A 24810-nucleotide genomic window follows, 5' to 3' on the forward strand; every position below is an offset into this window, starting at 1 on the left:
GCATCATATGCATAGCCGTAGTCCCTTGCAATGGGTGCGTTAAAGCCTTTCCACGTTACACCGGCAATATTGCCATTGTATTGTGGAATAGTGAAACCTGCATCGTAGCCCAACTTTTCGCCGAAGTGATTGGCCTCGGTATTCGTGCCGATAATGTAATCTTTGTTAATGGAGCTTAACCAGCCCTTTATAGTATACTCATTGTTAAGTACTTCCAGGTTGTTGCCCAGTACTTTTTTCTTAAGTCTTCCTAATTCATCATAAGTGTTCTGAGAAACGATCACCGGCGTTGCACCATTCACCTGTTTGGTTACTTTGGACACGTGATGATGATCGTCATAAGTAAGAATGGTCAACACTTGTTCATCCGGTGCAATGCCGCTGCGCGGGTTGGTAAGATGGGTGTACGAGGAGAGTACCTTGCCGGCAAAATCATACAAGCTGCTGGTCACTACAAGCCCGCCTTGCAAGTTGTCGCTAATGGTCTGTACAGGGCGGCCTTTGCTATCGTAATAAGAGGTGGTGGTCAGCCACTGATCGGTGCCGAGTACGCGCACCTTTGTACCCGTTACCAGGCCGTTGGTCATCGTGCTGCTGGTAGTCACCGGGGTAGCATAGGCGCTGTTACTGGCATCGGCTTGCAGCTTGGAAAAATCAGCCGCCTGTAGCGCCTTGGCGCCATTGTAGGTATAGTTGTCGTAATAGGTGTAAGTAAGTGGCTGGTACCCGGTAATGCCGGGTAAAGGATTTACTACGGTTACCTGCTCGGTATTGCCTTGCAGGGAGGGGTTGATCTGGGCGGTAAATTCCGCGTTCGTTTCGGAGGTAAACCCATCCTGAAATGTTATGGTTTGACTGGCTTGATACAGCGTTTGTCCGGTTGTGCGTACGCCCAGCACCAGGTCTGTAAGGCCGGGAAAAGTATTGGTCAGCGTAGTGGATGATGCGGTGGCACTGTTCAGTGTTGCCTGCAATTGTGCGGCTGTTTGGGTAGAGGGATACAGCGCCGTCATCACGGGCCGGTTCAGGGCATCGTAAAATGTAGTGATCCATTGATGGGCGGCAAGTAGGTTGGCGTCCTGGGTAAAAACTAAACGGTCCCGGGTATCATACACCATCGAAACAATACCGGCATCGGGTACTTTTTTAGTGATCATGCGATTCCTGCCGTCGTAGGTATATTGAAAACACAGTCCGTCAGCTATTGCGGAAGAAATGACCCAATTACTGCTGATGAGGCTAACGGCTTTTGGTGCCATCACAAAACGGAGATTACCTAGGTCGTCATACACATAATAGGTGCAGAGCCAGCCGGCATGCCCGTCTGCAGTACTACTCAGCGATACTTTTTTAAGGATTACCTGTCCGTTTTTATCTTTAAACTCCACCAATGGATGACCTTGTTCGTCTGTAGTGACCGTTTTATACAAAGTTCCTGCGGGATAGGTGCTGGTTGAAACGGGAATATTTCCCGTGGCCGGCATACTCCAGATGCGTACTGCATCGGTCGCATTATTGGTGAGGTATTGTAATTGTACAGGATGATTAGCACCGGTAGATGCCCAACTATTGCCAGCGGAAAATGTTTTTTGCACCCTGTTCAGGGGAGAAGGCTCGTACTGTGTTTCACTGTAAAAGATTTGTTCACCCTGAACACCAGGATTCAGGGTGGTGTTTTGATAGAAAGTCTTTTGCGCAGTAAAGGGGTCCAGTTTAAAAGCGCCATCGCTGCTACCGGTATGAATATATGGCAGGTATTGGTACTGCTCCCGGCCATAGGCATCATATATTACGGGCGACACCAGATCGTAGCCCAACGGACTGCCGCCTTTCACGACAGTTTGCAGTGGTCTGCCCAGCCCGTCCATATAGGCAGTGGTTTGTGTTACTTGTTTGGAAGTATTGCCGCTCGCCATTACGGCGTTAGGATCAGCGGTTATCATATTTACATCATAAGTACGGACGTAATTACCGGTAGCACTGGAATAGGCAGTAGGAATGGCTACGGGGGTAGCCACGGGGAGGAGAGTGGTGCTTGGAACGTTGTTTTGGGCGGATACCCCGGCCAGTAAAAATATATTCGTTAGAACAACAAGTATCGCTATTCGAAAAATCAATGGAGTTATTTTTATGGGCATATAAAGGGAATTCAATGAATAAAGGCAACTAAGCATGTATGGCGATATTAATCGCACGATCTGTTTGGGGAAATCCCCCCCCCTCCTAAAACGTATACCCCATCCGCAACACCACCGGTTGCGTAGTAGGCGTATGCACACTCCAAAGAAAATCATACAACAACATAATATTCCCTTTCATCTTGGCATTGAGCTGATATTTCTTACTCACGCCTAGTAGTGCGCTACCTGTCCACGCTTTAAATCTGCGCAATTCGGCTACGCTGCCGAAGTTATTATTGTAATTCTCCTCAAACCCGCCGTTGGCATAAATGCTCCCCTTCATCTGCCAGTCCATGAACGACCGAAGTCCTACACCCTGGCTATTAAATCGGATATGGTTAAATCCTGAACCCATGCCCAGTTTATAGGCAACGCCCAGTCCTATGCTGCCTTTCTTCGTGAACTTGTACGCCACCTGCCCGGCAAAATCGCCGGTAGTGGGGAAGTACAGGCTAGACTTCTGGAACTGCACATTAGCGCCAAACTCCAGCCGTTGCAGCAGGCTTTTGGTCTTCATGTCGTTGGGTTTAAAGTTGGGCATTTCCCCGGCATTATCCAGGTTGGGGAACTTATTTTTCAGTTCATTAAACTGGTTGCGGGCAGCCTCCATCTGGTTGCTAACGGCTGCCGATGCGTTGGGGCCTCCACCCAGGCGTTGGGAGAGGAGCTGTTCTACGGCGCTGCGGGTTTGCAGGCCTTCCAGGCTTTGGGCCAGGTTAGCATCGCCATTGGCAGAAAGATTAAACAGGGAAGCCAGTTGGGAATGTTTTTGCAGGAAGGCCTTGTAGGCGGGCAGTTGTTGCAGCAGGCTCACGGCCTTTGCTTCCGCCTTCTTTTTGTCGTGCAGGAGCTCCTTGTATTCATTCAGTTGCTGGGTGTAATAATAAGCCTCCTTGTTAATGCCTTTGAGATCTCCTGCCAGGTTGCTGTAGTGGGATAGTTGTGTGTTCAGGAAATCCTTTTGTGACTGGAGGTAATTTTTTACCTGGTCTGCTGCCTGGAACTGGTCTTGCAGGCCATTTACACTTTGCAACGCACCATCCAGCTTTTGGGTGCCGGCCCCTTGTTTCAGTTGCTTCAGGAAGCCCAGGGAATTTTGCAGGCTATCTATATATCCATCATAGGCCATGGCTTTGCCGGCAAAGGGTATTTTGCTTTTCAATAGACTTTGAAGATGTTGCAGGGAATCAATACCATGTTTAAAAATCCGGACTGCCGCCACAGAATCTGTCTGGGAAAGTTTCGCCTGCATTTTCTTTTCCTTTTCCAGCATACTGTTTACCGCCTGTAGGCTGCGTTGTTGCACCGTGGCGGTCATTTGCCGGGTCTTGGCGGTCACTTGTTTATAATATTTGTCGGGAACGGCGTTCACCGTTTTCAGCACACTGTCTGTCTGCGCAGCAGTGGTGTCTACCTGCAGCGTGGCGCACACGCCCCGCTGCACAAGGCCGGAGCACAAGAGGGACAAACAAAAAAGCAATTTCACATACATAGCCAGGAATTATGCTTCAGGGAAAAGGGATGATGATTTTGGAAGTCGGAAAACAAACCCTATCGCTACAAGTTCTAAGGAAGTCGGGAAAACAGATGCCAGGAATGTTTGACGATATACGATTACAAAAGAAGCACTTTAATGGCATAAAAACAATCGGAAAGAAAAATATTTTTACCGGGATATTGTAAATTTGAAATGGAAAATATAGCTTTGATTTGTTAACCGCCCTGGCGATGTTCCTTATACTTTCCTCGCCCGTAACGTAAACACTCCCCTTAATTTGTTAATCAATTATCTCCCTGACATATGAAAAAATGGTTCGCCTTAGCCTTTGTTTTATTGAGCGGTAGCCCTTTGTTTGCGCAAGTTTATGGAAACTTCCACGTGGGAGGTACAACAGATACGTTTTACCCGGTAGTTTTCAATGATGTACTTTGGGGGACTAGTGTTGCCACGGAACTTCAATTAGGTAGAGCAGACACCCACACAGATGCATCATCTTCCATCTGGGCTGGTACCCTTATTGCACGTTTCCGTTTTCACGTCACCAATTGGGGGAATGGATCCTCATTTTGTAATGCTGAAATCTTTCAAACGGTGGGCACTGGGGTGGGTTTTACCAACGTTTTCATCGCTAACTGGCTGGATATCTCCAGCGTTGATGGGGCAAAGCGTTTTATGGTATACCTAAGAGGTGGCACTACTTATTTCTACACGGCCCCTGCCGGAGCCGCAGCGCCCGTATTGTACGATGGTGTGGCCAATGCATTGCCATTAACATTGTCTAATGGTACGGCCTTCAATGTACTTACAGCGCCCAGTGCCACTGTAAATCAATCTGGCCTCACCAGCAGCGGTACGGCATATTACCTGGGGGGTGGCACTAATTATTTTACGGGTGCTATCGGCATTGGTACTACGGCGCCCGGCCCTTACAAACTGGCCGTGGAGGGCACCATTGGTGCCCGCAAAATAAAAGTGACTACGGTAAATCCCTGGGCTGATTTCGTATTCGACGATGATTATCCCTTGCCCGATTTGACCGAGTTAAAAACCTATATCCAGGTAAATAAGCACCTGCCTGGCATTCCCACCACCGCCGATGTGCAAAAGGAAGGAATAGACGTAGGTGATATGAATGCTAAACTGCTGCAAAAAGTAGAAGAACTCACCCTGCTGCTTATTCAGCAAAATGACAGAATAAAAGCCCTGGAACAGCCACTCAAAAAAATAAAATTACATTAAAAAAGGCTTCCATCCTGGAAGCCTCAAAGTTTATCGTGAACGCAACAATTTGTGGTAGTTAGTTCCCACGTACTGGCATCCAATCAAATTTAGGTGTGCGGTACCGGGTTACGCGGCCTTCATTCACCCAATTTAAAAAACGCGATTCATAACGGAAATTAGCAGCGCCTTCGTTTTCCTGCGCACCCTGCATAGCTTCCACAAAAGACTTCACAGTACCTACTGCCAATGCGTTCTCATCCATCACGCCTACAATACGCTGCAACTTAAAGGCAGTACGGTCTTTTGCATGATCCACCGCGACTACTTTTACAATAAAATCAAGGTTGCCTAATTTTTCTTTCAGCCAGGAAATAGCACTAGAGCCAATCCGATAACATTCTCCGGGAGTCAATTGCGTCATAGTTTTTACCTTTTAGTGATGAATTACAGACAAAACATGTGCCGGCATAGCAAACAAATATACGCAGCGCAGCCCGCACTAAACGTTAATAGTTGTTAACACCCCCATTTTCCTGCTAAACCACTGATTATGAACAACCCGCCAATTATTTTACCCCGGCTTGTTTGATTGCTGCAAATCCCTCCTTATTTTGTTGACGTTTACGAAACCATTGCATGAACTATCGTTATTTATTGACCGGAAGCCTGTTATGTGCCATTTTTGCCTGTCAGCCTGGCAAACAGAAAGTTACAATAAAGGACCAGCCTGCCTCCGTACTGGACGCACAGGCCGCTATTGCCCATATGCGGGTAGAATCACCCCTCCAGGTGCAATTGGTGGCCGCCGAGCCGCTGGTGGTGGCCCCCGTGGCCATGAGCTTCGATGAGAAGGGCCGTGCCTGGGTGGTGGAAATGACCAGCTATATGCCCGATACCGCCGGCACCGGGGAGGCCAATATGAATGGTAAGATCGTCATCCTGGCAGATACCAACCACGATGGCCGGATGGATACCCGCCGGGTTTTCCTCGATAGCCTGGTACTGCCCCGGGCCGTATGCCTGGTGGGCAATGGGGTGCTGGTGGCTGAACCTCCCCGGCTATGGTTTGTGGAAAACAATCAGGACCATCCCGGCAAACGTACGCTGGTAGACAGTGCCTATGCCGATGGAGGCAATGTAGAGCATCAGCCCAATGGCCTGTTCCGCGCGATGGACAACTGGATCTACAATGCCAAGTCTGCCAAACGCTACCGCCTGCAAAATGGGCGCTGGATAATCAGCAATACCCACTTCCGTGGTCAATGGGGCATTTGCCAGGACGACGACGGCCGCTTGGTTTACAATAATAATTCAGCCAATGTACTAGGGGATTACTTTGCCCCAGGCCTGGGTGCTGGCAACCCGCATTTGCAGCGGGTGAGGGGCTATGATGAGGAAATTGTTCCGGATAACCGCGTGTACCCTTTGCACCATACCGGCGTAAACAGGGGTTATGTAAAAGACGTACTGGACGATAGTGGCCGCCTTACCGCTTTCACGGCGGCCTGTGGCCCGCTGGTGAACCGTAGCCCTTTGCTGGGTGCAGCCTTCCAAAACAATGTATTTGTGGCCGAACCTGCCGGCAATCTCATAAAACGCAATATCCTTCAGCCCGACAGTATTTACAAGGTTAGTGGCCACCAGGCCTACGCTGGCAAAGAATTTCTGGCGAGCGATGACGAACGTTTCCGCCCGGTGAATCTCTATAATGGCCCGGAGGGAGCGCTGTATGTGGTAGATATGTACCGGGGCATTATCCAACATAAAACCTATCTCACCGAATACCTGAAAAATGAGATACGCACCCGGGCGCTTACCCAGCCGCTGAACTGTGGCCGCATTTACCGCGTGGTGCCTGCCGGTAGCTCGCCAGCCATCAGGCCGTTGGCTACAGCGCCAGATAGCCTGCTGGCAGCCCTGGCCGATGAAAATGGCTGGCGCCGCGACAGGGCCCAGCAACTGATTGTAGACGGGCATATCACCGCGCTGGTACCCGCCTTAAAGCAATTGCTCACCCATACCCAGGGCAACGCCTGGCTGCACGCCCTCTGGACACTGGAAGGCTTGGGCGCCCTGCAATGGACGGAGGTAGCGCCACTGTTAATGAGTAGTAATACTTACCGGTTAAAAACTCAGGCATTGGCTGTCATTCCATCCATCGTAAACGCACAAAACCGCGCGGCCATTTTCGAGGCCGTAGCCACCGCCGTGGGTAATGATCCCCACCTGGCCGTAGCTGCCGCACTGGATATGCCTGCGCTGCAAGCGTATCCCAAAGCCGGGGTGCTGGCCGCTGCCCTTTCGCTGGCCGGCACTAACGATCCATACCTTTCGGATGCACTGCTTAGTAATGCCAAAGACAAGGAGTTGTCGTGGCGGGCCAGTTACCTGCAAATGAAACGCGATACCAATGCTGTATTTTATCGCCACCTGCAAGCTGCTATCAACCGCGCGGAGGAAGCCAAACTGGCGGAAAAAAATAAGGGCCTTGCCAAGCAATATCCACGGGGAGCGCAGTTATTCAATACCATATGCCAAACCTGCCACGGCGGTGATGGCAATGGTATTCATGCCCTGGCGCCCCCGCTCAATGGTTCCGATTGGGTGAATGGCGATTCCCGCAAACTAATGTCTATCGTGCTTTTTGGCCTGGGCGGCCCGGTGCGCGTAAGCGGGAAAACCTTCCCTGAGATCACGGGCGATATGCCCGCTATTGGCAATAATAAAGAGTTGTCCGATGCCGACATTGCCCAGTTGCTCAGTTATATCCGCCAGTGCTGGAAAAACAATGCAGGGCCTATAACGGAAACGGATATACGTAATATAAGGCAGCGCAATGCCGGTCGGCAAAAGGCTTTTACGATGGAGGAATTATTACAACTGAAGTAGGAACCCTACCGTTTTTGGGGCCATAAAAAACCCGCTGTAAGGAACAGCGGGTTATTTTATAGATCCATTTGTGTAATACGGTTATTAATTTTTGGAAGCGCCGAGTAGTTCTGCATCGGTGAATGTTGCTTCGCTATAATCTTTCACCACGTTGTAAAGCGTATCCCGCTCAATGGGCCTGCGGCCAGCCTGTCGAATAAGCATGGCTAGCTGCGCGGTGTTCAGGGAAGGATTTTGTTCTTCAGCACCTGCCATTGAATAGATCTTAGTGGTATCGTCAATGGTGCCGTCCAGGTCATTCACCCCAAAGGCCAGCGTGAGCTGCGCCGTTTGGCGGCCCAGCATAGGCCAGTAGGCTTTCAGATGGGGGAAGTTATCCAAATACAGGCGGGCAATGGCGTACAGGCGCAGGTCTTCTATGATGGAAGACTCGGGCACATGATTCATTTCATTGTCTTTATTGCGGAACTTCAGTGGAATAAAAGTATTGAAACCATGGGTTTCGTCCTGCAATTGCCGCAGGCGCTCCATGTGGTCTATGCGGTGAGCAAAGGTTTCTACGTGTCCATACAGCATGGTGGCATTGGTATGCATACCCAGGTTGTGGGCGGCCCGGTGAATGGCCAGCCAGCCATCAGCATCTACCTTGTCGTGGCAGATAAGGGCGCGCACGTCGGGATGAAAGATCTCGGCACCGCCGCCCGGCATAGATTGTAACCCGGCGTCGTTGAGTTTTTTCATGCCTTCTTCCACGGTAAGTTTTGCTTTGCGGAACATATAATCCAGCTCCACGGCAGTAAAACCCTTGATGTGCAGGTCCGGGCGGTGGGCGCGGATCTTGCTGATCAATTCACAAAAGAAATCCAAATTCATCTTCGGATGTACGCCGCCTACAATGTGTACTTCGGTAACAGGCTCCCCGTCATATTTTTTGACGATGTCCAGCATCTCGTCTATGCTAAGCTCCCAGCCGTCTTCCTTGTTCTTGTAGCTGCGGGAATATGAGCAGAATTTGCAGGTGAATATGCAAACATTAGTAGGCTCTATATGAAAATTGCGGTTAAAATAGGTATTGTCGCCATGCATGCGCTCCCGTACATGATTGGCTAATGCGCCGGCAAAACCTACATCTGCTTTTTCAAACAGCAGCAGGCCGTCTTCGGGCGTTAATCTTTCCTGTCTTAGTACCTTTTCCGCTACGGCTTTCAGGCCCGGGTCCAGGGTGGGTTGTTGCAGCAGGGCTGCGATGGCGGGAGATGCTTGGCTAGTCGTCATTGTACTTTCACTATTTTAAAGGTCTTCTTGCGATCCCGGTAAATTAATTTTACAAAATAAACACCATTTGCCTCATTTACCAAATCAAAAGTGATGCGGTTGTTGGATCCAATAGCGCTGGCGGGCCGACTCATGACTAGCCTGCCGGCCCCATCGTACACGGCAAAGCTTTGCAGATCGGTAGGAACAGAGTAAAAAGCAATGGTAATAGGTCCCGAAGTAGGGTTGGGCCAGTAGAGGATGCCTTTTTCCTGGAGCAGTGGATTGATGCCCTTGGTTACGATGTTAATATTGTCCAGGTAAATATTGTTCTCATAATTGCTGATGTTGCGGAATACCACCTGGTAGCGGCTATTGCGCACCAGGGCGGTAAGATTTACCGAGTCTCTGCGCCACTCGCTGGCGGTAGGGTAGTATTCCTGGGTTACCGGGGTGGTGCGCGTTACAAGGGTGGCACCAGCCTTGAGGTAGCCAGTGCTGTCGTAGGTAAGCCCACAATCTTTGGACACCAATATGGCCAGGGTATCCCAGGTGGTATTGGTACCGTGAATGTCTGACTGGGTGGCGGCGGCAATGTCAAAATACAGGAACACAGAATCTGTACCCCCATTGAAAACAGGCGTCAGCAGGTCGTCTACCGGCCCGTTGCTGGCATAACCCAGGTTGCGCATCACCACGGCGTTATTGCCGCTTTTAGCAGCATCCCGGGTTAGCTCCCAGGTAAAACTGTTATCGGGATTATTGATTTTCCAGCCATCCGGCGGAAATACTTCGCCCTCAAAACCTTCCAGCATCGGATATACCCCATCGGCATCGTAATGGAAACTGCCGCGGGCAGTATCGTTGCTATGGTCCTGATCGGCGAGGCCGTTGGGCAGGTCGGTGTATAGCGTAAAGACGAAATGCCCCGTATCCACCACACTAGATGGCAGCGATAGGGTGGTGGTAGCCAGACTGGCCAGGTTGCCGGTCCAGTTGTAAGTCACCGGCGAGCCGCCATTGATGGTGTAAGTGATTTTTACGGAAGTGAGGGGGTCAGTGCCTTTATTTTTAAGGATGAATTCCGGCGTTATCTGGTTGTCGCACACCTTGTCCATAGGGCTGAGCAGGCCGGCGGCTTCGGCATCGTGTTGCTGTAGTGTTACCGGCTGGCAGCCGGTGGAAGTGATCAGGGAAGTACGCAGGGTTTGCCATACATTGTCCATGTAGGCAGCCTGGTCGGTGGTGAAGAGGTGCATGCAGGCATCGTTGGTATAGTCCATATAATTCATGAACATAATACCAGGACTGGTAGGCGAACAGGCGTCCAGCTTGGGAAAGGTGGGACAGTCAAAGTTGCGTTTGCCCTGGAGGGGGGTATCGTCAATGCCGTCATCTGTCGTACAGCGGGCCACGCCATCTCCATCATCATCGCCCCAAATATGTTTCATACCGAAGTAATGGCCGGTTTCGTGGGTGACAGTACGTCCGCCGTTGTAGGGAGACTGGGCAGTACCGCTGCTGCCAAAACCAGTATAATCTACCACTATACCGTCTTGCTCGGCCGGGAACGACCCATCCGGGGGCGTGGCTACGCCCAGGTTGCCGGAGGATAACTGGCATACCCAGATGTTGAAATAATTATCGGTATCCCAGGCATCAGAGCCACCCTGGCTGGTATATTTTGCCGCCGCAGCCGCGTCGTACACGTCAAAAGAACCGTGGTTGCTAGCCACCCTTACCACGCCGGTGGCCGGATCGCCACCAGGGGTGCGCTGGGCCAGGCAAAACTGGATATGGGTATGGCCAATGAGGGGCTTCCAGACCGCCGGTACGGCACTGGTGTCGGCATTACTGCCCGCAAAATCTTCGTTGAGTACCTGCATTTGCTCCGCAATCTGAGCGGCTGTTACTATGCTAGGATCAGGTAGTACAATGTGGATGACCACCGGCACCACCAAATTGGTGGGCGTAGCCGTAGTGCGTTGCAGGCGCATAGTGTGCAGACGCTCCTGCAGCATGGCTGCGTTTTGCTGGGCTTTCAGGGCCAGTGTAGGATGTAGCTGAAACTGATGCTGTAAGGCCACCGCGGAGCCACAATGCTGCTGGGCCGCCACGGTATGGCAGCACAAAATACTCAGGAAGGGAAATAAATATCGACGCAAATCGGTAAGGGTTTGATAAGTTGAAGCGAATGTGCTGCCGGCATCTCCTACAATAGCCAATCTGCTGGCAGGGCCGCGCCGGGGCTGTTTCAAAAGCACTATGGCAGTAAAAGATATCTTACACCGGCGAGGCCATATTTAATTGCAATAATATAAAATGTAAACAGGATAAATGTCTAAAATGGACAAATGACGTTTTTTTATGGCTGTAAGCGACTTTGGTTGAATTTTGATAATTATTTATTAAAATTAATATTTGTATCCATGTAGGATCAATTTTTTTTGGATGCACATGATTAGGCTTATAACGCAGCTTTGGGGCGTTTTAGTTTGCGGGGGGCTGCTGTAAGGCGCATGTATGGGAATTGCCCAGGTAGCGACACCCCGCACGCCAGTCATAGCTGCTTGCTATACAGGCTATGTGCCGGAGTAAATAACAAAAACGTGTGGTAATTTCATCCGCATTTATATATTATCTTGTGCGCTATACCCTAAGACAGAATTTATTCATCATGCGCGTTCCCTTACCGAGTCGATTGTTAGCCCGTTGTGCAGCTTTGGGCATTCTGCTATTGCATTTTATACCTCCGGCCATAGCCCAAACACCCCTTTTTACCGCCCCGGATACGGTGTGTGTGGGGGATCCTATTCAGGTAAGTGATGTGAGTACCGCCAGCACTTATTTCTGGAATTTCTGCTCTGGCGGCTTTTATAACACGCCTACCGGCACTAACCTGGGCAATCCCGGGCAATACCTGCTTTCCCCCGTATTTTCCGTGACAGCCAAAGAAGGCAATAATTTTTATGGTTTTGTATCCAATAACGAAGGACGGCTGGTGAAGCTGAACTTTGGTAATAGCCTGCTTAATACACCTACAGCAATAAACTGGAACAATTGCAATGGTGCTGTACCCAATCATGCCGAAGGATTACAGTTGGCCAAAGATGCTACCGGCTGGCATATTCTGCTGGTAGGAGGTACCGCGGAAACCACACCGCAGATTGTTCGCATAGACTTGGGACCCTCGCTGGCGTCAGATGACGTACCTACCAGCAGCAGTGGTGCCAATGTGTGGGGTAATATCGGCAACCTGGCTTACCCGGTGGATTTTTATATGTTCAGCGACAATGGGCATTGGTATGGTTTTACAACCAATTTTGAAAACAATACCATCACCCGGTTTGATTTCGGCAGCGATTTTAGTGTAATGCCGGTAGGAACAAACCTGGGTACCATCGGGGGATTAAATAACCCGACCGGTATTTGTGCCATCCAGGACGAAGGCAACTGGTATGTGTATGTGACCAATGAGGCAGATGGAACGATTACCCGTATGGACTTCGGTACATCGCTGTTGAATACACCTACGGCGGTAAACCTGCCCAATCCCAGCGGCGTGTTGCACAAGCCCCGCGACCTTACTATTATTCACGACTGCGGCGGCACTTTTGGGCTGGTGGTAAATAATGAAAGCAACGATATTGCCCGCATACGGCTGGACAAAGGAGTACAGGGGCCCATCACTGGTGAGACATTGGGGAGCCTGGGTAATTTGAGTTTTCCGCATTCTATTTCCACCCTGTTCCGGGAAGGTACCAGTTTGTATTCCTTTATTACCAATGTGAGTAATCATACCATGAGCGCTATTGTGTTCAGTCCCTGCACGGAATCCAGTATTGCTTCTTCTAACGTAGCCACGCCCCCGGCATTTTCCTACAACAAGGCGGGAACTTATACGGTGAATGTATTGATGGATGAATTATTAACTACCCAGCGCACTTTTTGTAAAAACATTGTAGTATTGGACCCTCCCGTAGTCCCATTAACCGATCAAATTATTTGCCCCGGTACCCAAACTACGCTGGATGCTACTGCCGCTGGCACTACCAATCGTTATCTTTGGAATAACAATGCGGAAACTCCTTCAATCACTGTTTCCAGTGGTGATTATTCTGTAGCGGTGTTCAATGGCGGCTGTACCACCGAGCAGCCGGTAGCCGTTACTGAATACCCTGCCCTGCTGCTTTCGGCAGAGGTGCAATCGCTGGATTGCAAGCACCTCACGGGCAGCCTTCAACTGCAGGCCAGTGGTGGCACAGCGCCCTATGAATATTTCCTGGACAACGTGTCCCAACCTGGTGCCACGATAGATCCACTGCCCCCCGGTACTTATAAGGTACATATCCTGGATACAAAGGGCTGCGTAACGCAAGACGTAGATTACACCATTGATCAATTGGCCGATATATTAAAAACAACCGCCAGCAGCAATAACGTAACCTGTGCCATGGGTAGCGATGGGGGTATTACGGTACAGCTAACGAGTGGTGAGCCGCCATTGAGTTATGCAATAGATGGTGGCGCTTTCCAGGCATCCAATAGCTGGAATAACCTGGCTGCCGGCCCTCACCAGGTGGTTACTAAAAGTGATTATTGTTACGACACCCTGCAAGTAACTATCCAGGAGCCGGCTCCCGTGGCATTGCGGGCTACCTCCACCGATGAAGCCTGTGGCGATGGGCGGGGTAGTGTGTTATGGGACCCACAAGGCGGTACCGCGCCTTATACGGTGTATTGGAATGGTGATGTAATGGACAGTAATGAGGTGATGAATCTTAGCGCAGGTACTTATCCCATTCGAATCACCGATGTTAATGGTTGTGGAGAAGATACGGCCGTGGTGGTGGTGAACAATAATACGGAGCGGATTAATATCCTCACCCGCGATACCACCATCAACATAGGTGAGTCTGTACCGCTGGTGGCGGAAAACAATGCACCCGATTTTCAATGGATACCGGCCACCGGTCTTTCCTGCGATATCTGCGCCACTACCATTGCCACACCGCTACAGCCCACCACCTATGTGCTGGAAACGCTGACTGGTAAGAACTGTATTACGAAAGACACGGTGAAAATAAATCTTTCCTACAATGAACGCCTGATCATACCGAACGCGTTCTCGCCCAATGGCGATGGGCAGAATGATATTTTCATGCCCTCGTCACTGGGTATTGCGAACTACCACCTTTCCATTTACAACCGCTGGGGCAATTTGTTGTTTGATTCCCTCAGCCCCAAATTAGGTTGGGATGGTACGGTAAATGGCCGGCGTTGTGATATAGGGTCCTATGTATACATGATCCAATACAGCTTCTTCAGTGCGCAGGATAAAAAACTGCTGCGGAAAGGAACCGTAACCCTGGTGAAATAAAAAAATGCAGGCTTCCTTCGCCTGCATTTTCTTACCTACCTTTTGCGGATAGGCATAAAAAAAACGCAGGCGTTGCAGCCTGCGTTTATGCTTGTTAATATTACATCCAGCTTATATCTTACAGGTGGGACTGTATTTTTTTCTCAATCACGGCGCGGGGAGCAGCACCTACTTGCTTATCCACTACTTCACCATTTTTGATGAACAGGATAGCAGGAATGCTGGTGATGCCGTAAGCAACTGAAAGCTGTGGGTTCTGGTCCACATTTACTTTACCAACTTTTACTTTGCCCGCATACTCTTTAGACAATTCTTCAACCACGGGACCGATAGCGCGGCAAGGACCACACCATTCTGCCCAGAAATCTACTACGCTCAATTGTTCAGAGCTTAACACTTCTGTCTGAAAATTTGAGTCTGTGAATTCAAGTGCCATATAATGTATTTTAAGTTTTTTGTTAAATCCGGTTATAGCAGGAAAGTTATAACAAATAACGATCCGTGTGCAAAGTACTGCATTTTTGACGGCACTACCTATTGAAAATCTCGATGTGCGTATCGATATCGCCATGCCTGCTGAGGAACTGTGCCAGTTCGTCATTCATTTCCAGGTGGCGGTTAAAGGTGTGCAGCTTAATGGCCAGGTTATCATCGCGATCTATAAGCTGCAGGAATAGTTCCGTCTTTCCCGGATGCCGGGTGGCGTTGTCTACCAGAAAATCTACGGTGGGTTTAGTGAGCAATTTGGGCATGGTTACCAGCACAATCTGCCTGGTATGGGTTTTTTTTACCTCCTGTAGCAGTTGAATATTGTTCACTTTAAACTCGTACTCGTTCTCATTATAGCGTTTAGACTTAAACCCGCCATTAATGAAAAGGCAGAGCCCGTTTTTCATATAAGAAGAGAACCGGATAAAGTCTTCGCTCCACAGGGCAAACTCAAATTTGCCGGAGTAATCCTCCACTGTAAGCACGCCAAACTGGCGGTTGTTCCGGGATATCCTTTCTACGGCGCTGGTCACAAATACCGCCAGGCGGAAGTTGCGCTCCCGGCTGCGGCCCCCGGTACTGCCGGGCGTGGTAATCTCCGCCTGGTAGTCCAGCAGTTGCTGGATGCGGTCCATTTTGTAGTGTTGCAGCTCAAATTTATAATCATCCAGCGGGTGGCCGGAAATATAAATGCCGGTGATATCGCGCTCATAGTTCAACTTTACGATCAGGGGCCAGGGATCGCAGGCGGCGATCTTGGGTGGCTCAATGTCGGGCATATCATCCATGGCGAAGAGGCTACCTGCGGCAGTACCACCGGCACTTACCTGGTTGCCAAATTTTACGATCTTGTCGAGCCCGCTGAGTGGCTCGCCTTCGGCTTTATGGAAATACTGGGCGCGGTGCAAGGCGGGGAAGCAATCGAAGGCACCAGACATCACCATGGCTTCCAATGATTTTTTATTCACCATGCGTTGGTTTACCCGTTTGATCATGTCGAAAATAGACCGGAAAGGGCCTTCTTTGGCGCGCTCTTCAATCAGGTTTTCTATGGCTGCCTCACCTACGCCCTTAAGCCCTGCCAGCCCTACCCGGATAGCACCCTGGCGGTTCACGGCAAAACCTTTGAACGATTCATTTACATCTGGCTGCAATACGTCGATGCCCATGCGCTTGCACTCCTCCATGAAGAAGGTGATCTTTTCAATATTGCTGGCGTTGTTAAGGACCGCCGACATATATTCGGCAGGGTAGTGGGCCTTGAGGAAAGCCGTCTGGTAAGCCACCAGGGCATAGCAGGTGGAGTGCGATTTATTGAACGCATAGGAAGCAAATGCTTCCCAGTCGGTCCATACCTTGTCGGCTATCTTAGTATCGTGGCCGCGCTCCTGGCAGCCTTTCATAAACTGGGACTTCATTTTGTCCAGTACGGCCTTTTGTTTTTTACCCATGGCCTTGCGTAATATGTCTGCGTCGCCTTTGGAGAAACCGGCCAGTTTTTGGCTGAGTAGCATTACCTGTTCCTGGTACACGGTGATGCCGTAGGTATCGTTCAGGAATTCCTCCATGGCGTCCAGGTCGTATACGGTAGGTTCCAGGCCGTGTTTACGGCGGATAAAGGTGGGAATATATTCTATCGGGCCCGGGCGGTACAGGGCGTTCATGGCAATCAGGTCGTCGAACCGGTCGGGCTTCAGTTCCCGCAGGTATTTCTGCATGCCGGGCGATTCAAACTGGAAAGTACCGTTGGTCTCACCTTTCTGGTACAGTTCATAGGTTTTGGCATCATCCAGCGGGATGTAATCGATATCGATCTCCACCCCATAATTCTGCTTGATCATGGCCAGGGCGCCCTTGATAATGGTAAGGGTTTTAAGTCCCAGGAAGTCCATTTTAATAACGCCGGCGCTTTCAATGATACTGCCTTCAAACTGGGTCACCAGCAGGTCGGAATCTTTGGCCGTACTTACGGGAATAAGGTCGTGCAGGTCCTGGGGGGCAATAATGATACCTGCCGCGTGAATGCCGGTGTTGCGTACAGAGCCTTCCAGTACGCAGGCCTCGCGCAGCACCTCGCCTTGCAGGTCGTCGCCCTTAATTAATTCCCGCAGTTTCTTTACGTTCTCCATATCTTCCCCGCCCAGGCCTTCCTTCTCAGACAGGCTCTTATCTCCTTCCAGGGGAGCGTTAAAAATACGATCCAGTTGAATGCCCGGTTTGTCTGGCACCAGTTTGGCCAGGGCGTTAGAATCCTGCAGGGGCAGGTCCATCACGCGGGCCACGTCTTTGATGCTCATTTTAGCAGCCATGGTACCGTAGGTAATGATCTGCGCCACCTGGTTTTTGCCATATTTCTGCACTACATAATCAATGACTTTCTGCCGGCCTTCATCGTCGAAGTCCGTATCGATATCGGGCATGCTCTTACGTTCCGGGTTCAGGAAACGTTCGAACAGGAGGTTATATTTAATCGGGTCTATATTGGTAATGCCAATGCAATAGGCCACTGCGGAGCCTGCAGCCGATCCGCGCCCCGGGCCGATGAATACGCCCAGGTCTCGCCCGGCCTTGATAAAATCGGATACTATGAGGAAGTAACCTGCAAATCCCATCTTTTCAATCACATCCAGCTCAAAGTTCAGGCGTTCCTCCACTTCCGCCGTCATCTCGGCATATCGTTCCTTAGCGCCTTCCATGGTGAGGTGGCGCAGGTAGTGGTCCTGGGTGAAAAATTCGGGGGGAATGGGGAAGTTGGGTAGGAGAATGTCGCGTTTCAGGTCCAGCAACTGCACTTTGTCCACGATTTCATTGGTGTTGTCAATAGCTTGTGGCAAGTCATGGAACAACTTAGTCATTTCTTCCGTGGTCTTGAAGTAGAACTGGTCGTTATAAAAAGCAAAGCGGTGGTTTTTGGAGCCGGCGTCGTCGTCGGCAAATTCCTTCATGGTAGGCGTACTTTTCTTTTCGCCGGTGTTAATGCATAGCAGGATATCGTGCGCGTTGGCATCTTCCTGGTCTACATAGTGCGAGTCATTGGAGGCAATGATCTTCACATTGTATTTCTCGGCAAATTTCAGCAGCGATATGTTCACCTTATCCTGGTCGGGAATACCGTGGCGCTGTAGCTCCACGTAAAAGTCGTCGCCAAACAGGTCCAGCCACCAGCGGAATTCCTTTTCCCCAGCATCCTCGCCATGGCGGAGGATTACCTTAGGTACAGAAGCGCCCAGGCAGCAGGTGGTGGCAATGAGGCCTTCGTGGTATTGGAGTATCAATTCTTTGTCGATCCGGGGATACTTACCGTATAGCCCTTCCATATAACCCAGGGAGCACAGTTTGATAAGGTTTTTATATCCTTTTTCGTCCTTAGCCAGTAATACCTGGTGATAGCGCACGTCTTTTTCCTCTCGGGTGAAGGAGCGTTTGTGGCGGTTTTCCACGAGGTAAAACTCGCAGCCCACAATAGGTTTCACTTTCAGGCGTTTGTCCTTGGGATCTTCGGGGTTCAGCTTATTATTGTAGGCCTCGGCTACGAACTGGAATGCGCCAAACATGTTACCATGATCGGTGATGGCCAGTGCCGGCATGCCGCTGGCCATGGATTTTTTATAAAGCCCCTTGATGTCGGCAGCGCCGTCCAGCAAGGAGTATTGGGTATGTACGTGTAGGTGCGAAAATTTCATATGCTTCTCTATCGGTGCTGGCCTAGGCAATGGTTAGTTGCCTCGTAGTGACCAAAGGTCTGTTAGTTAGCGCAGATAACAAATTGATGAATTGTAAAATTATCCACAAAAAATGCAGGCAAGCAGCTCGCAGAGCTTCCTGATTTAATTCTACTGTGAGGCTGGTCAAAGGGTCCGAAACGCTTTGGATAAAGCGTACCGTGATCTATTTTGATCCTACCTTGCGCCTATGGTGAGGCTAGTCAGCGCCCAGGTAACACCCAGGATAAAGCGTACCACATAAATGTGCGGGTAATCCTGATACATTTTTTTTGCCTAACATTGCAAAAATTTCGACTATTTAAAATGATGCTAAAGTTTGCCAGGTTCGGGATAGTTGCCTTGTGTGGAGGGTGTTTGCTCAGTGCTTGTACCACCACCCGGCTTTCTAATACACCCGCCAATGCCGCTCGCAAGCCTACGCAACTGGAGCGCATTAACGGCCACCATGGCAAAAGTGCCAGAGAAGTCGATCGCAACATAGGCAGCAACCTGACTGGCAATGGCGGCTACATCGAAAATGCCCGCACCTGGCAATTCAAGTATGCCCAACTGGTGGACGTGCCGGTGGAAGAGGTCATGAGCAATGAAAAATTGTACGACTTTATAGAGCAGTGGTGGGGTACCCCCTATCATATGGGTGGCAAGGATAAAACGGGCATCGACTGCTCGGGGTTTGTGAGTACGCTGCTGGCCACCGTATACCAGCAATATACTACCGGCACTGCCGCACAGCTCTACCAGCAGACCAGCCGTATCAGCAGCAAAGCCAATTTACAACAGGGCGACCTGGTGTTTTTCCGCATCTACAAAAAGCACGTGAGCCATGTAGGGTACTACCTGGACAACGACAAATTTGTACACGCCTCCACCAGCGGCGGGGTAATGATCAGCGATCTGAATGAGCCGTACTGGAAAAAATATTATGCAGGGGGCGGGAGGTTGTAGTGCTTAGCGTTTCAGCAGCCGCAGGGCGCGCCGATAAGTGGTTTGCACCAATTGGGTGATTTCTTCGGAGATATTTAAGTACAGGGTTGGCAAGGTAAATATTACCAGGAAAACAACGGTTTGCACCGCGCTATCCAGCCAGGGATTACCGAGGCGCACCGCACTGGCTGGGAAATAGGCCAGCAGTGCAATGGCCAATGCCTGCAAAGTTTTCCAAGTAAATGGTTGTAGCCCGAATTTAATCCAGATAAATATAAAACGCATACCATTAAAGACAGTATATGCAATAAGATTGGCTGCGGCCAGCCCGCTCAACCCAAATCTTTTCAGCAGGATATAGTTCAGCGGAATTTCCAACAACAGCAAAACGACAGTGGATATAAAATCCATTTTCCAATACCGGCTGGTAGCCAGTATTTGTGTGTTGATGCCGGTGCCAAGTTCTACCAGCACTTTAAAACCCAGCCATAACACCAGGTAACGTGCCGGGTAATAGGTGGGTTTAAGGTGAAGGATGGAAAAAACGTTATCGAAATTCAGCCAGATAAGCCCCAGCAAAAAGCTGGAAAAAGCTAGCATGTTGATAGACGATTTCTGGTATAGTGATTGTATTTTGGCCAGGTTTTTATCTTTCCAGGCCTTAGCCACCACGGGAATGGAAGCGGATATAATACCGCGCTGCGGGGCTTCCATCAGTGAGGTGATATACATATAAAAAGAAAAAACGCCTGCCGCGCCTATGCCTTCAATACTGGCCACCATAACGGTATCTATACTTTTGGCAATGATGGTAAAAGTGGCACCCAGGAATACAAAACTGTTATACGCCAGCAATCTGCGGAATATGCGGCGGGTAAGTTTGCTTACGGTAAGCGTCAGTTCAATTTCGTGCTTACGCGCCAGGTAGATGAACAGGCCCAGGAAAATAATAGCAAAGGCCCAGCAATAGAGGGTGATGAAGGTACTGAAGGGGATAAACTTTAATACAAACAGGACGATTATTACCAGGTAACACAGGCGAAGTCCCAGTTCTTTATAAAAATTGGCTACTGCCGATCGGTGCATATTCCAGGCATGGGCTTCCAGCAGGGAAAACAGCATCAGGAAAAAAGACAGGGGATAGATCAGGTTGAAGTGGTCGATGAACAACTGCGAATTGGCAGAAAATTTACGGATGATCAGGCCTTTGAATAATAGGGTGCCAATCACCAATAAGGTAAAGCCAATAAGACTGAAGCCCAGGCACAGCGAGAACAAGTCCCGCTCCTTGCGCTCCAGCCGGTCGCGGTAGTACGGATAAAATTTGTAGAGTAATGGTACGCTACCCAGGCTGGCCAGGATGTAAAAGGTTTGAGACACATCCGCAAAAATGCGGGTAAGGCCGTATTGCTCCGGGGTAAAAAGATTAACAAAAAGCAGGGTGTTGAGTGCACCAATAGCAAAGCCAATGTAGATGATCAGGGAAGAAAGGATGCTTTGCTTTTTGATCGCACTCATTAAGACGGCTTTTTCGGACTGAAGGTTATATCTTTAACGACAATAAATATAAAGGTAATGGATAATCGAGAACGGCAAAATTCTTTTGCCGCCAAAATTATGGGCGCTGTAGTGAAAAGAGGGCGGCAGGTATTTCGCCGCAAAGGCCCTTACGAGTTTAGTCGTGCGCAGCGTATTATCCTCAAACATCAGCCGGCTGGGCAGTTGCGCCATATTCCTATTGCCGGGCAGCAGTTCTGGTACCGCAATCCACTGGAACTGTTACACAGCCAGGAAGAAATACTGGCCGATGAGATTTATAAATTCAATAGTAACACCGACCGCCCTTTTATCATCGACTGCGGTGCTAATATGGGAATGGGCGTGCTGTATTTTAAAAACAGCTACCCGCAGGCCGAGGTATGGGCCTATGAACCGGATCAAACTAATTTTGAACTGCTGCAAAAAAACGTTGCCACATTCCATGATGTGACCCTGCACCAGCAGGCCATCTGGACGCACAATGGTTTTATCACCTTCGAGGCCAGTGGCACCCTGTCCAGCAAAATCGTGGAAGGGGAGGAAGCCGCTACCGCATCGTCTATGGTGAGGATTCCCTGCGTTCGCCTGGCAGATATATTGGCCCAGCGTACCGTGCAGCTCCTGAAGATAGATATTGAAGGCGCAGAATATGCCGTATTGAAAGACTGCGCTCCTTTTTTACACCAGGTGGAAAATATGTTCCTCGAATACCACGGCTATGTTCAGCATACCAGCGAACTGGAAGAACTGCTGCTGCTGGTGCGGCAAAAAGGATTCGTGTACTACATCCGGGAAGCTGCCGCCTGCCTGCCACATCCCTTCACCGACAAACAGCGGAAGGGCGATTATGATGTGCAGTTAAATATTTTCTGTTATCGCTTACCCTAAATATTTGCATGATCTCCGTTATCATTTGTTCGCCTGACAGTCAACGCGCCCAAACCATCTCCCAACATGTAGCCGCCACTATCGGTGTGCCACATGAGCTGTTGCTGGTACCTAATGCCGCTGCCTTAGGGGGCATGTGTGCTGCCTACAACCAGGCTGCTGCCAGCGCTCAATACGACTTGCTCTGCTTTATGCACGACGATGTGGAATTGCACACCCCTGGCTGGGGCCAGCGGGTGCAGGATCATTTTGCGGCAGATGCAGGCCTGGGCCTCATAGGCCTGGCTGGCAGCCGGTACAAAAGCGCCGCCCTTTCCGGCTGGGCCAGCGGACAGCCGGCGTACGACTGCTGCAATGTGCTGCAAACCACCCCCGGCGCGCCCGCCAGGGTATGGATGCACCCCGGTAACGCCGCCGACCTGCGCGTGCCGGTAAAAACGCTGGACGGCGTATGGCTCTGCACCCGCAAAACGGTGTGGCAGCAAACCCGCTTCAGCAGCGTGATTCCGGGCTTCCATTTTTACGATATCGATTTCAGCCTGCGGGCCAGCCAGCACTTCACCGCTGCGGTGGTGTACGATATTGACCTATTGCATTTTTCGCCCGGCAATTTTGGGGATGCATGGGTGGAGCAAGCCATCCGCTTTCACCAGGAATGGAATACCGTACCTTTGCCCGTAAGCCTGGATGCAGCGCCCGCAGGCACCGAAACCGCCGTGCAGCGCTTCTGGCTGAACCGCCTGCTTAAAGAGGCCATCAGCGCACCTTTGCGGCGGCGCTGGCTGGCGCTGAATGCGGTGGCGATACACCCCGCACTTTGGAAAGAGGGGCTTAAATTCTTTATTTTCCCGGCCTACCACCGGTTTAAAAACGGCACCACATCGTGAAAGTATCTGTTTGCATTCCTGCATATAAAAATCCGGCCTTCCTGCAACGGGCACTCCAATCGCTGGTGTTGCAGCAGTTCTCCAACTGGGAGCTGATCATCACCGACGATAGTCCGGACGATAGCGTGCAGGCAGTGGTGCAGGAATACAATGACCGCCTGCCCATCCGTTATTTTAAGAATACACCCGCCCATGGCATGCCGGCCAATTGGAATACCGCTTACGACAAGGCCACTGGCGAATACATTAAGATACTGCACGACGACGACTGGTTGGAAACCCCTTTGGCCCTGCAAAAAATGGCAGACGCACTGGACGCCCACCCGGATTGCGACTTTGTGTTCAGCGCCTACCGTAACCAGTTCCTGGCCACTGGCCGCACCCAGGATGTACATTGCAGCGCCTTTCATCAAAAACTGCTGCAGGAAGACCCGGTGAATTTGTTCCAAACCAATTTCATTGGCCCTCCCAGCGTGATCATGCACCGCAACCGGCCCCCATATCGCTACGACCTGCGCACCCGCTGGGTGGTAGATATCGATTTTTATATGGAGGTGCTGCGCAACAACCCACGCTTTGTGTACATCGATGAAATATTGGTGAATGTAGGCATCGGGGAAGAACAGATCACGCAAGACTGCTTCCGCAACCGGGAGGTGGAAATACCCGAGAATTATTACCTGCTGCAAAAGCGGGGCGTAAAAGCCCTCAATAATATTTATGTGTACGACTTTTTCTGGCGCAACTTGCGCAACCTGGAAATCAGGTCGGCGGCAGACCTTCAGGTAAGCCGGCTGGCCGTACCCATTCCGCCCACTGTGTTGCAGATGGTAAGGCGGCAACGCTGGCTGCCATTGCCGGTGCTGCGCATGGGCGTGGTGTCTAAGATATACATGACCCTTTCTTATTTTTTCCGTAAACGCGCGTAATGCAGTTGTCCATCATCATTGTCAATTATAAAAGCGCCGCGCTCATCGTGGATTGCATTCGCTCCATTCAGCGGGAAACCAGTGTAGTTGCTTACGAGATCATCGTGGTAGACAACCTTTCCGGCGATGCCAGTGAAAACGTTATCCGGGCCGCCTATCCTGCGGTGCAATGGATACAGATGGGCTACAACGCGGGGTTTGCACGGGCCAATAATGCAGGCATCCGTGTAGCCACAGGCGATTATATTTTGCTGCTCAATCCCGATACGTTGATCTTACAGCAGGCACTGGATCAGTGCGTGGCCCGCTTCGCGCTGCGCGAATTTGTAGCCTGCGGGGTGCAGTTGCTCAATGAAGATGGTACGCCCCAGATCTCGGGCAATTATTTCATGAAAGGGGGGCTCAATCACTTGCTGCCCCTGCCTTACTGGGGTGGCCTTATCCGCACCCTGGGCTATGCCCTGAAAACAAAGGTGCCCAATGTGTTGCAGGCTGGCAGCGTACAGGAGGTCGATTGGATAAATGGTGCCTACCTCATGGTGAGGACCGACATATTGCCCCAAACCGGCCTGCTGGATGAAGACTTCTTCCTTTACGCCGAAGAAACAGAGTGGTGTAGCCGCTTGCGCAAAGCCGGTAAACTAGCTATTTTTGGCGACCTGTTTGTAACTCACTTGCAGGGAGAAACGGCCAATGCTGCCTTCGATACCCGTGATAAAGGCTACCACGGCCTGTTCGACAAGAAAGGACTGCAAATTATATTGTCTAACCACCTGCGCGTGCGTAAGCAATACGGGGTATTATGGTATTTGATTTTGCTGCTCAACTATACCTGGGATGTCCCCGTGTTTTATATATGCAGTTTTGTGGAAAACCTTTTCCGGGGAAGAAATCCCTTCCGCGATTGGAAGCTGGCCAATGGGCTGGCAATAAACGTGGCCAAAATGTGGGGCCTAACGCCTACGATTATACGTGATCGCCCACATTTTTATAAAGTGCTTTGA

16 protein-coding genes are annotated in these 24810 nt (G+C 50.3%); 8 read left to right on the forward strand and 8 right to left on the reverse strand.

Annotated features, from left to right (window positions below; all coding sequences use genetic code 11):
- Both GA0116948_RS12165 and GA0116948_RS12170 read right to left on the reverse strand, forming a co-directional pair.
- Positions 1-2018 (reverse strand): DUF6443 domain-containing protein (locus GA0116948_RS12165; protein WP_249260570.1); only part of this gene is annotated, 2018 nt, incomplete at its 3' end.
- A 205-nt stretch (positions 2019-2223) separates the two neighbouring features.
- On the reverse strand, positions 2224-3648 hold the full coding sequence (locus GA0116948_RS12170; RefSeq protein ID WP_123891798.1) for a hypothetical protein: 1425 nt from the start codon (positions 3646-3648) through the stop codon (positions 2224-2226).
- A gap of 333 nt (positions 3649-3981) precedes the next feature.
- Between GA0116948_RS12170 and GA0116948_RS12180 the strand changes: the two genes are divergently transcribed.
- Complete coding sequence (locus GA0116948_RS12180; RefSeq protein WP_089712544.1) at positions 3982-4920, forward strand: hypothetical protein; 939 nt, start codon at positions 3982-3984, stop codon at positions 4918-4920.
- Positions 4921-4978: 58 nt separating this feature from the next.
- Here the strand turns inward: GA0116948_RS12180 and GA0116948_RS12185 are convergent, their stop codons facing one another.
- The gene (locus GA0116948_RS12185) at positions 4979-5323 is read right to left on the reverse strand and encodes a hypothetical protein (RefSeq protein ID WP_089712547.1); all 345 of its coding nucleotides are present in this window, start codon (positions 5321-5323) and stop codon (positions 4979-4981) included.
- Positions 5324-5538: 215 nt separating this feature from the next.
- On the opposite strand from GA0116948_RS12185, the gene GA0116948_RS12190 reads away from it, so the two are divergent.
- A complete protein-coding gene (locus GA0116948_RS12190) occupies positions 5539-7791 on the forward strand; it encodes a DUF7133 domain-containing protein (protein ID WP_089712549.1) in 2253 nt (750 codons plus the stop codon).
- A gap of 84 nt (positions 7792-7875) precedes the next feature.
- Here GA0116948_RS12190 and mqnE read toward each other — a convergent pair whose 3' ends face one another.
- A complete protein-coding gene (gene mqnE, locus GA0116948_RS12195; protein WP_089712551.1) occupies positions 7876-9066 on the reverse strand; it encodes an aminofutalosine synthase MqnE in 1191 nt (396 codons plus the stop codon).
- Positions 9063-11210 (reverse strand): M43 family zinc metalloprotease, encoded by a 2148-nt coding sequence (locus tag GA0116948_RS12200; RefSeq protein ID WP_123891797.1) that lies wholly within the window; start codon positions 11208-11210, stop codon positions 9063-9065. The genes mqnE and GA0116948_RS12200 overlap by 4 nt, the downstream gene beginning before the upstream one ends.
- A gap of 512 nt (positions 11211-11722) precedes the next feature.
- On the opposite strand from GA0116948_RS12200, the gene GA0116948_RS12205 reads away from it, so the two are divergent.
- On the forward strand, positions 11723-14425 hold the full coding sequence (locus GA0116948_RS12205) for a T9SS type B sorting domain-containing protein (RefSeq protein WP_089712555.1): 2703 nt from the start codon (positions 11723-11725) through the stop codon (positions 14423-14425).
- 118 nt (positions 14426-14543) lie between these two features.
- Here GA0116948_RS12205 and trxA read toward each other — a convergent pair whose 3' ends face one another.
- Both trxA and dnaE read right to left on the reverse strand, forming a co-directional pair.
- A complete protein-coding gene (gene trxA / locus GA0116948_RS12210; protein ID WP_089712557.1) occupies positions 14544-14861 on the reverse strand; it encodes a thioredoxin in 318 nt (105 codons plus the stop codon).
- Positions 14862-14955: 94 nt separating this feature from the next.
- A complete protein-coding gene (dnaE, locus tag GA0116948_RS12215; RefSeq protein ID WP_089712559.1) occupies positions 14956-18597 on the reverse strand; it encodes a DNA polymerase III subunit alpha in 3642 nt (1213 codons plus the stop codon).
- Positions 18598-18942: 345 nt separating this feature from the next.
- On the opposite strand from dnaE, the gene GA0116948_RS12220 reads away from it, so the two are divergent.
- Positions 18943-19584, forward strand: coding sequence for a C40 family peptidase (locus tag GA0116948_RS12220; RefSeq protein WP_089712561.1), 642 nt, complete (start codon positions 18943-18945; stop codon positions 19582-19584).
- Between the two features lie 3 nt (positions 19585-19587).
- Here GA0116948_RS12220 and GA0116948_RS12225 read toward each other — a convergent pair whose 3' ends face one another.
- Positions 19588-21081 (reverse strand): lipopolysaccharide biosynthesis protein, encoded by a 1494-nt coding sequence (locus GA0116948_RS12225; protein ID WP_089712563.1) that lies wholly within the window; start codon positions 21079-21081, stop codon positions 19588-19590.
- A gap of 57 nt (positions 21082-21138) precedes the next feature.
- On the opposite strand from GA0116948_RS12225, the gene GA0116948_RS12230 reads away from it, so the two are divergent.
- The 4 genes from GA0116948_RS12230 to GA0116948_RS12245 are packed head-to-tail and all read left to right on the forward strand — an operon-like array spanning position 21139 to position 24810.
- Complete coding sequence (locus GA0116948_RS12230) at positions 21139-21990, forward strand: FkbM family methyltransferase (RefSeq protein ID WP_089712565.1); 852 nt, start codon at positions 21139-21141, stop codon at positions 21988-21990.
- Positions 21991-21998: 8 nt separating this feature from the next.
- Positions 21999-22877, forward strand: coding sequence for a glycosyltransferase (locus GA0116948_RS12235; protein ID WP_089712566.1), 879 nt, complete (start codon positions 21999-22001; stop codon positions 22875-22877).
- Positions 22874-23806: a glycosyltransferase family 2 protein gene (locus GA0116948_RS12240; protein ID WP_165798458.1), complete on the forward strand. Its 933-nt coding sequence runs from the start codon at positions 22874-22876 to the stop codon at positions 23804-23806. The genes GA0116948_RS12235 and GA0116948_RS12240 overlap by 4 nt, the downstream gene beginning before the upstream one ends.
- On the forward strand, positions 23806-24810 hold the full coding sequence (locus tag GA0116948_RS12245) for a glycosyltransferase family 2 protein (RefSeq protein ID WP_089712571.1): 1005 nt from the start codon (positions 23806-23808) through the stop codon (positions 24808-24810). The genes GA0116948_RS12240 and GA0116948_RS12245 overlap by 1 nt, the downstream gene beginning before the upstream one ends.

The organism is Chitinophaga costaii, assembly GCF_900094705.1.
GTDB lineage: Bacteria > Bacteroidota > Bacteroidia > Chitinophagales > Chitinophagaceae > Chitinophaga > Chitinophaga costaii.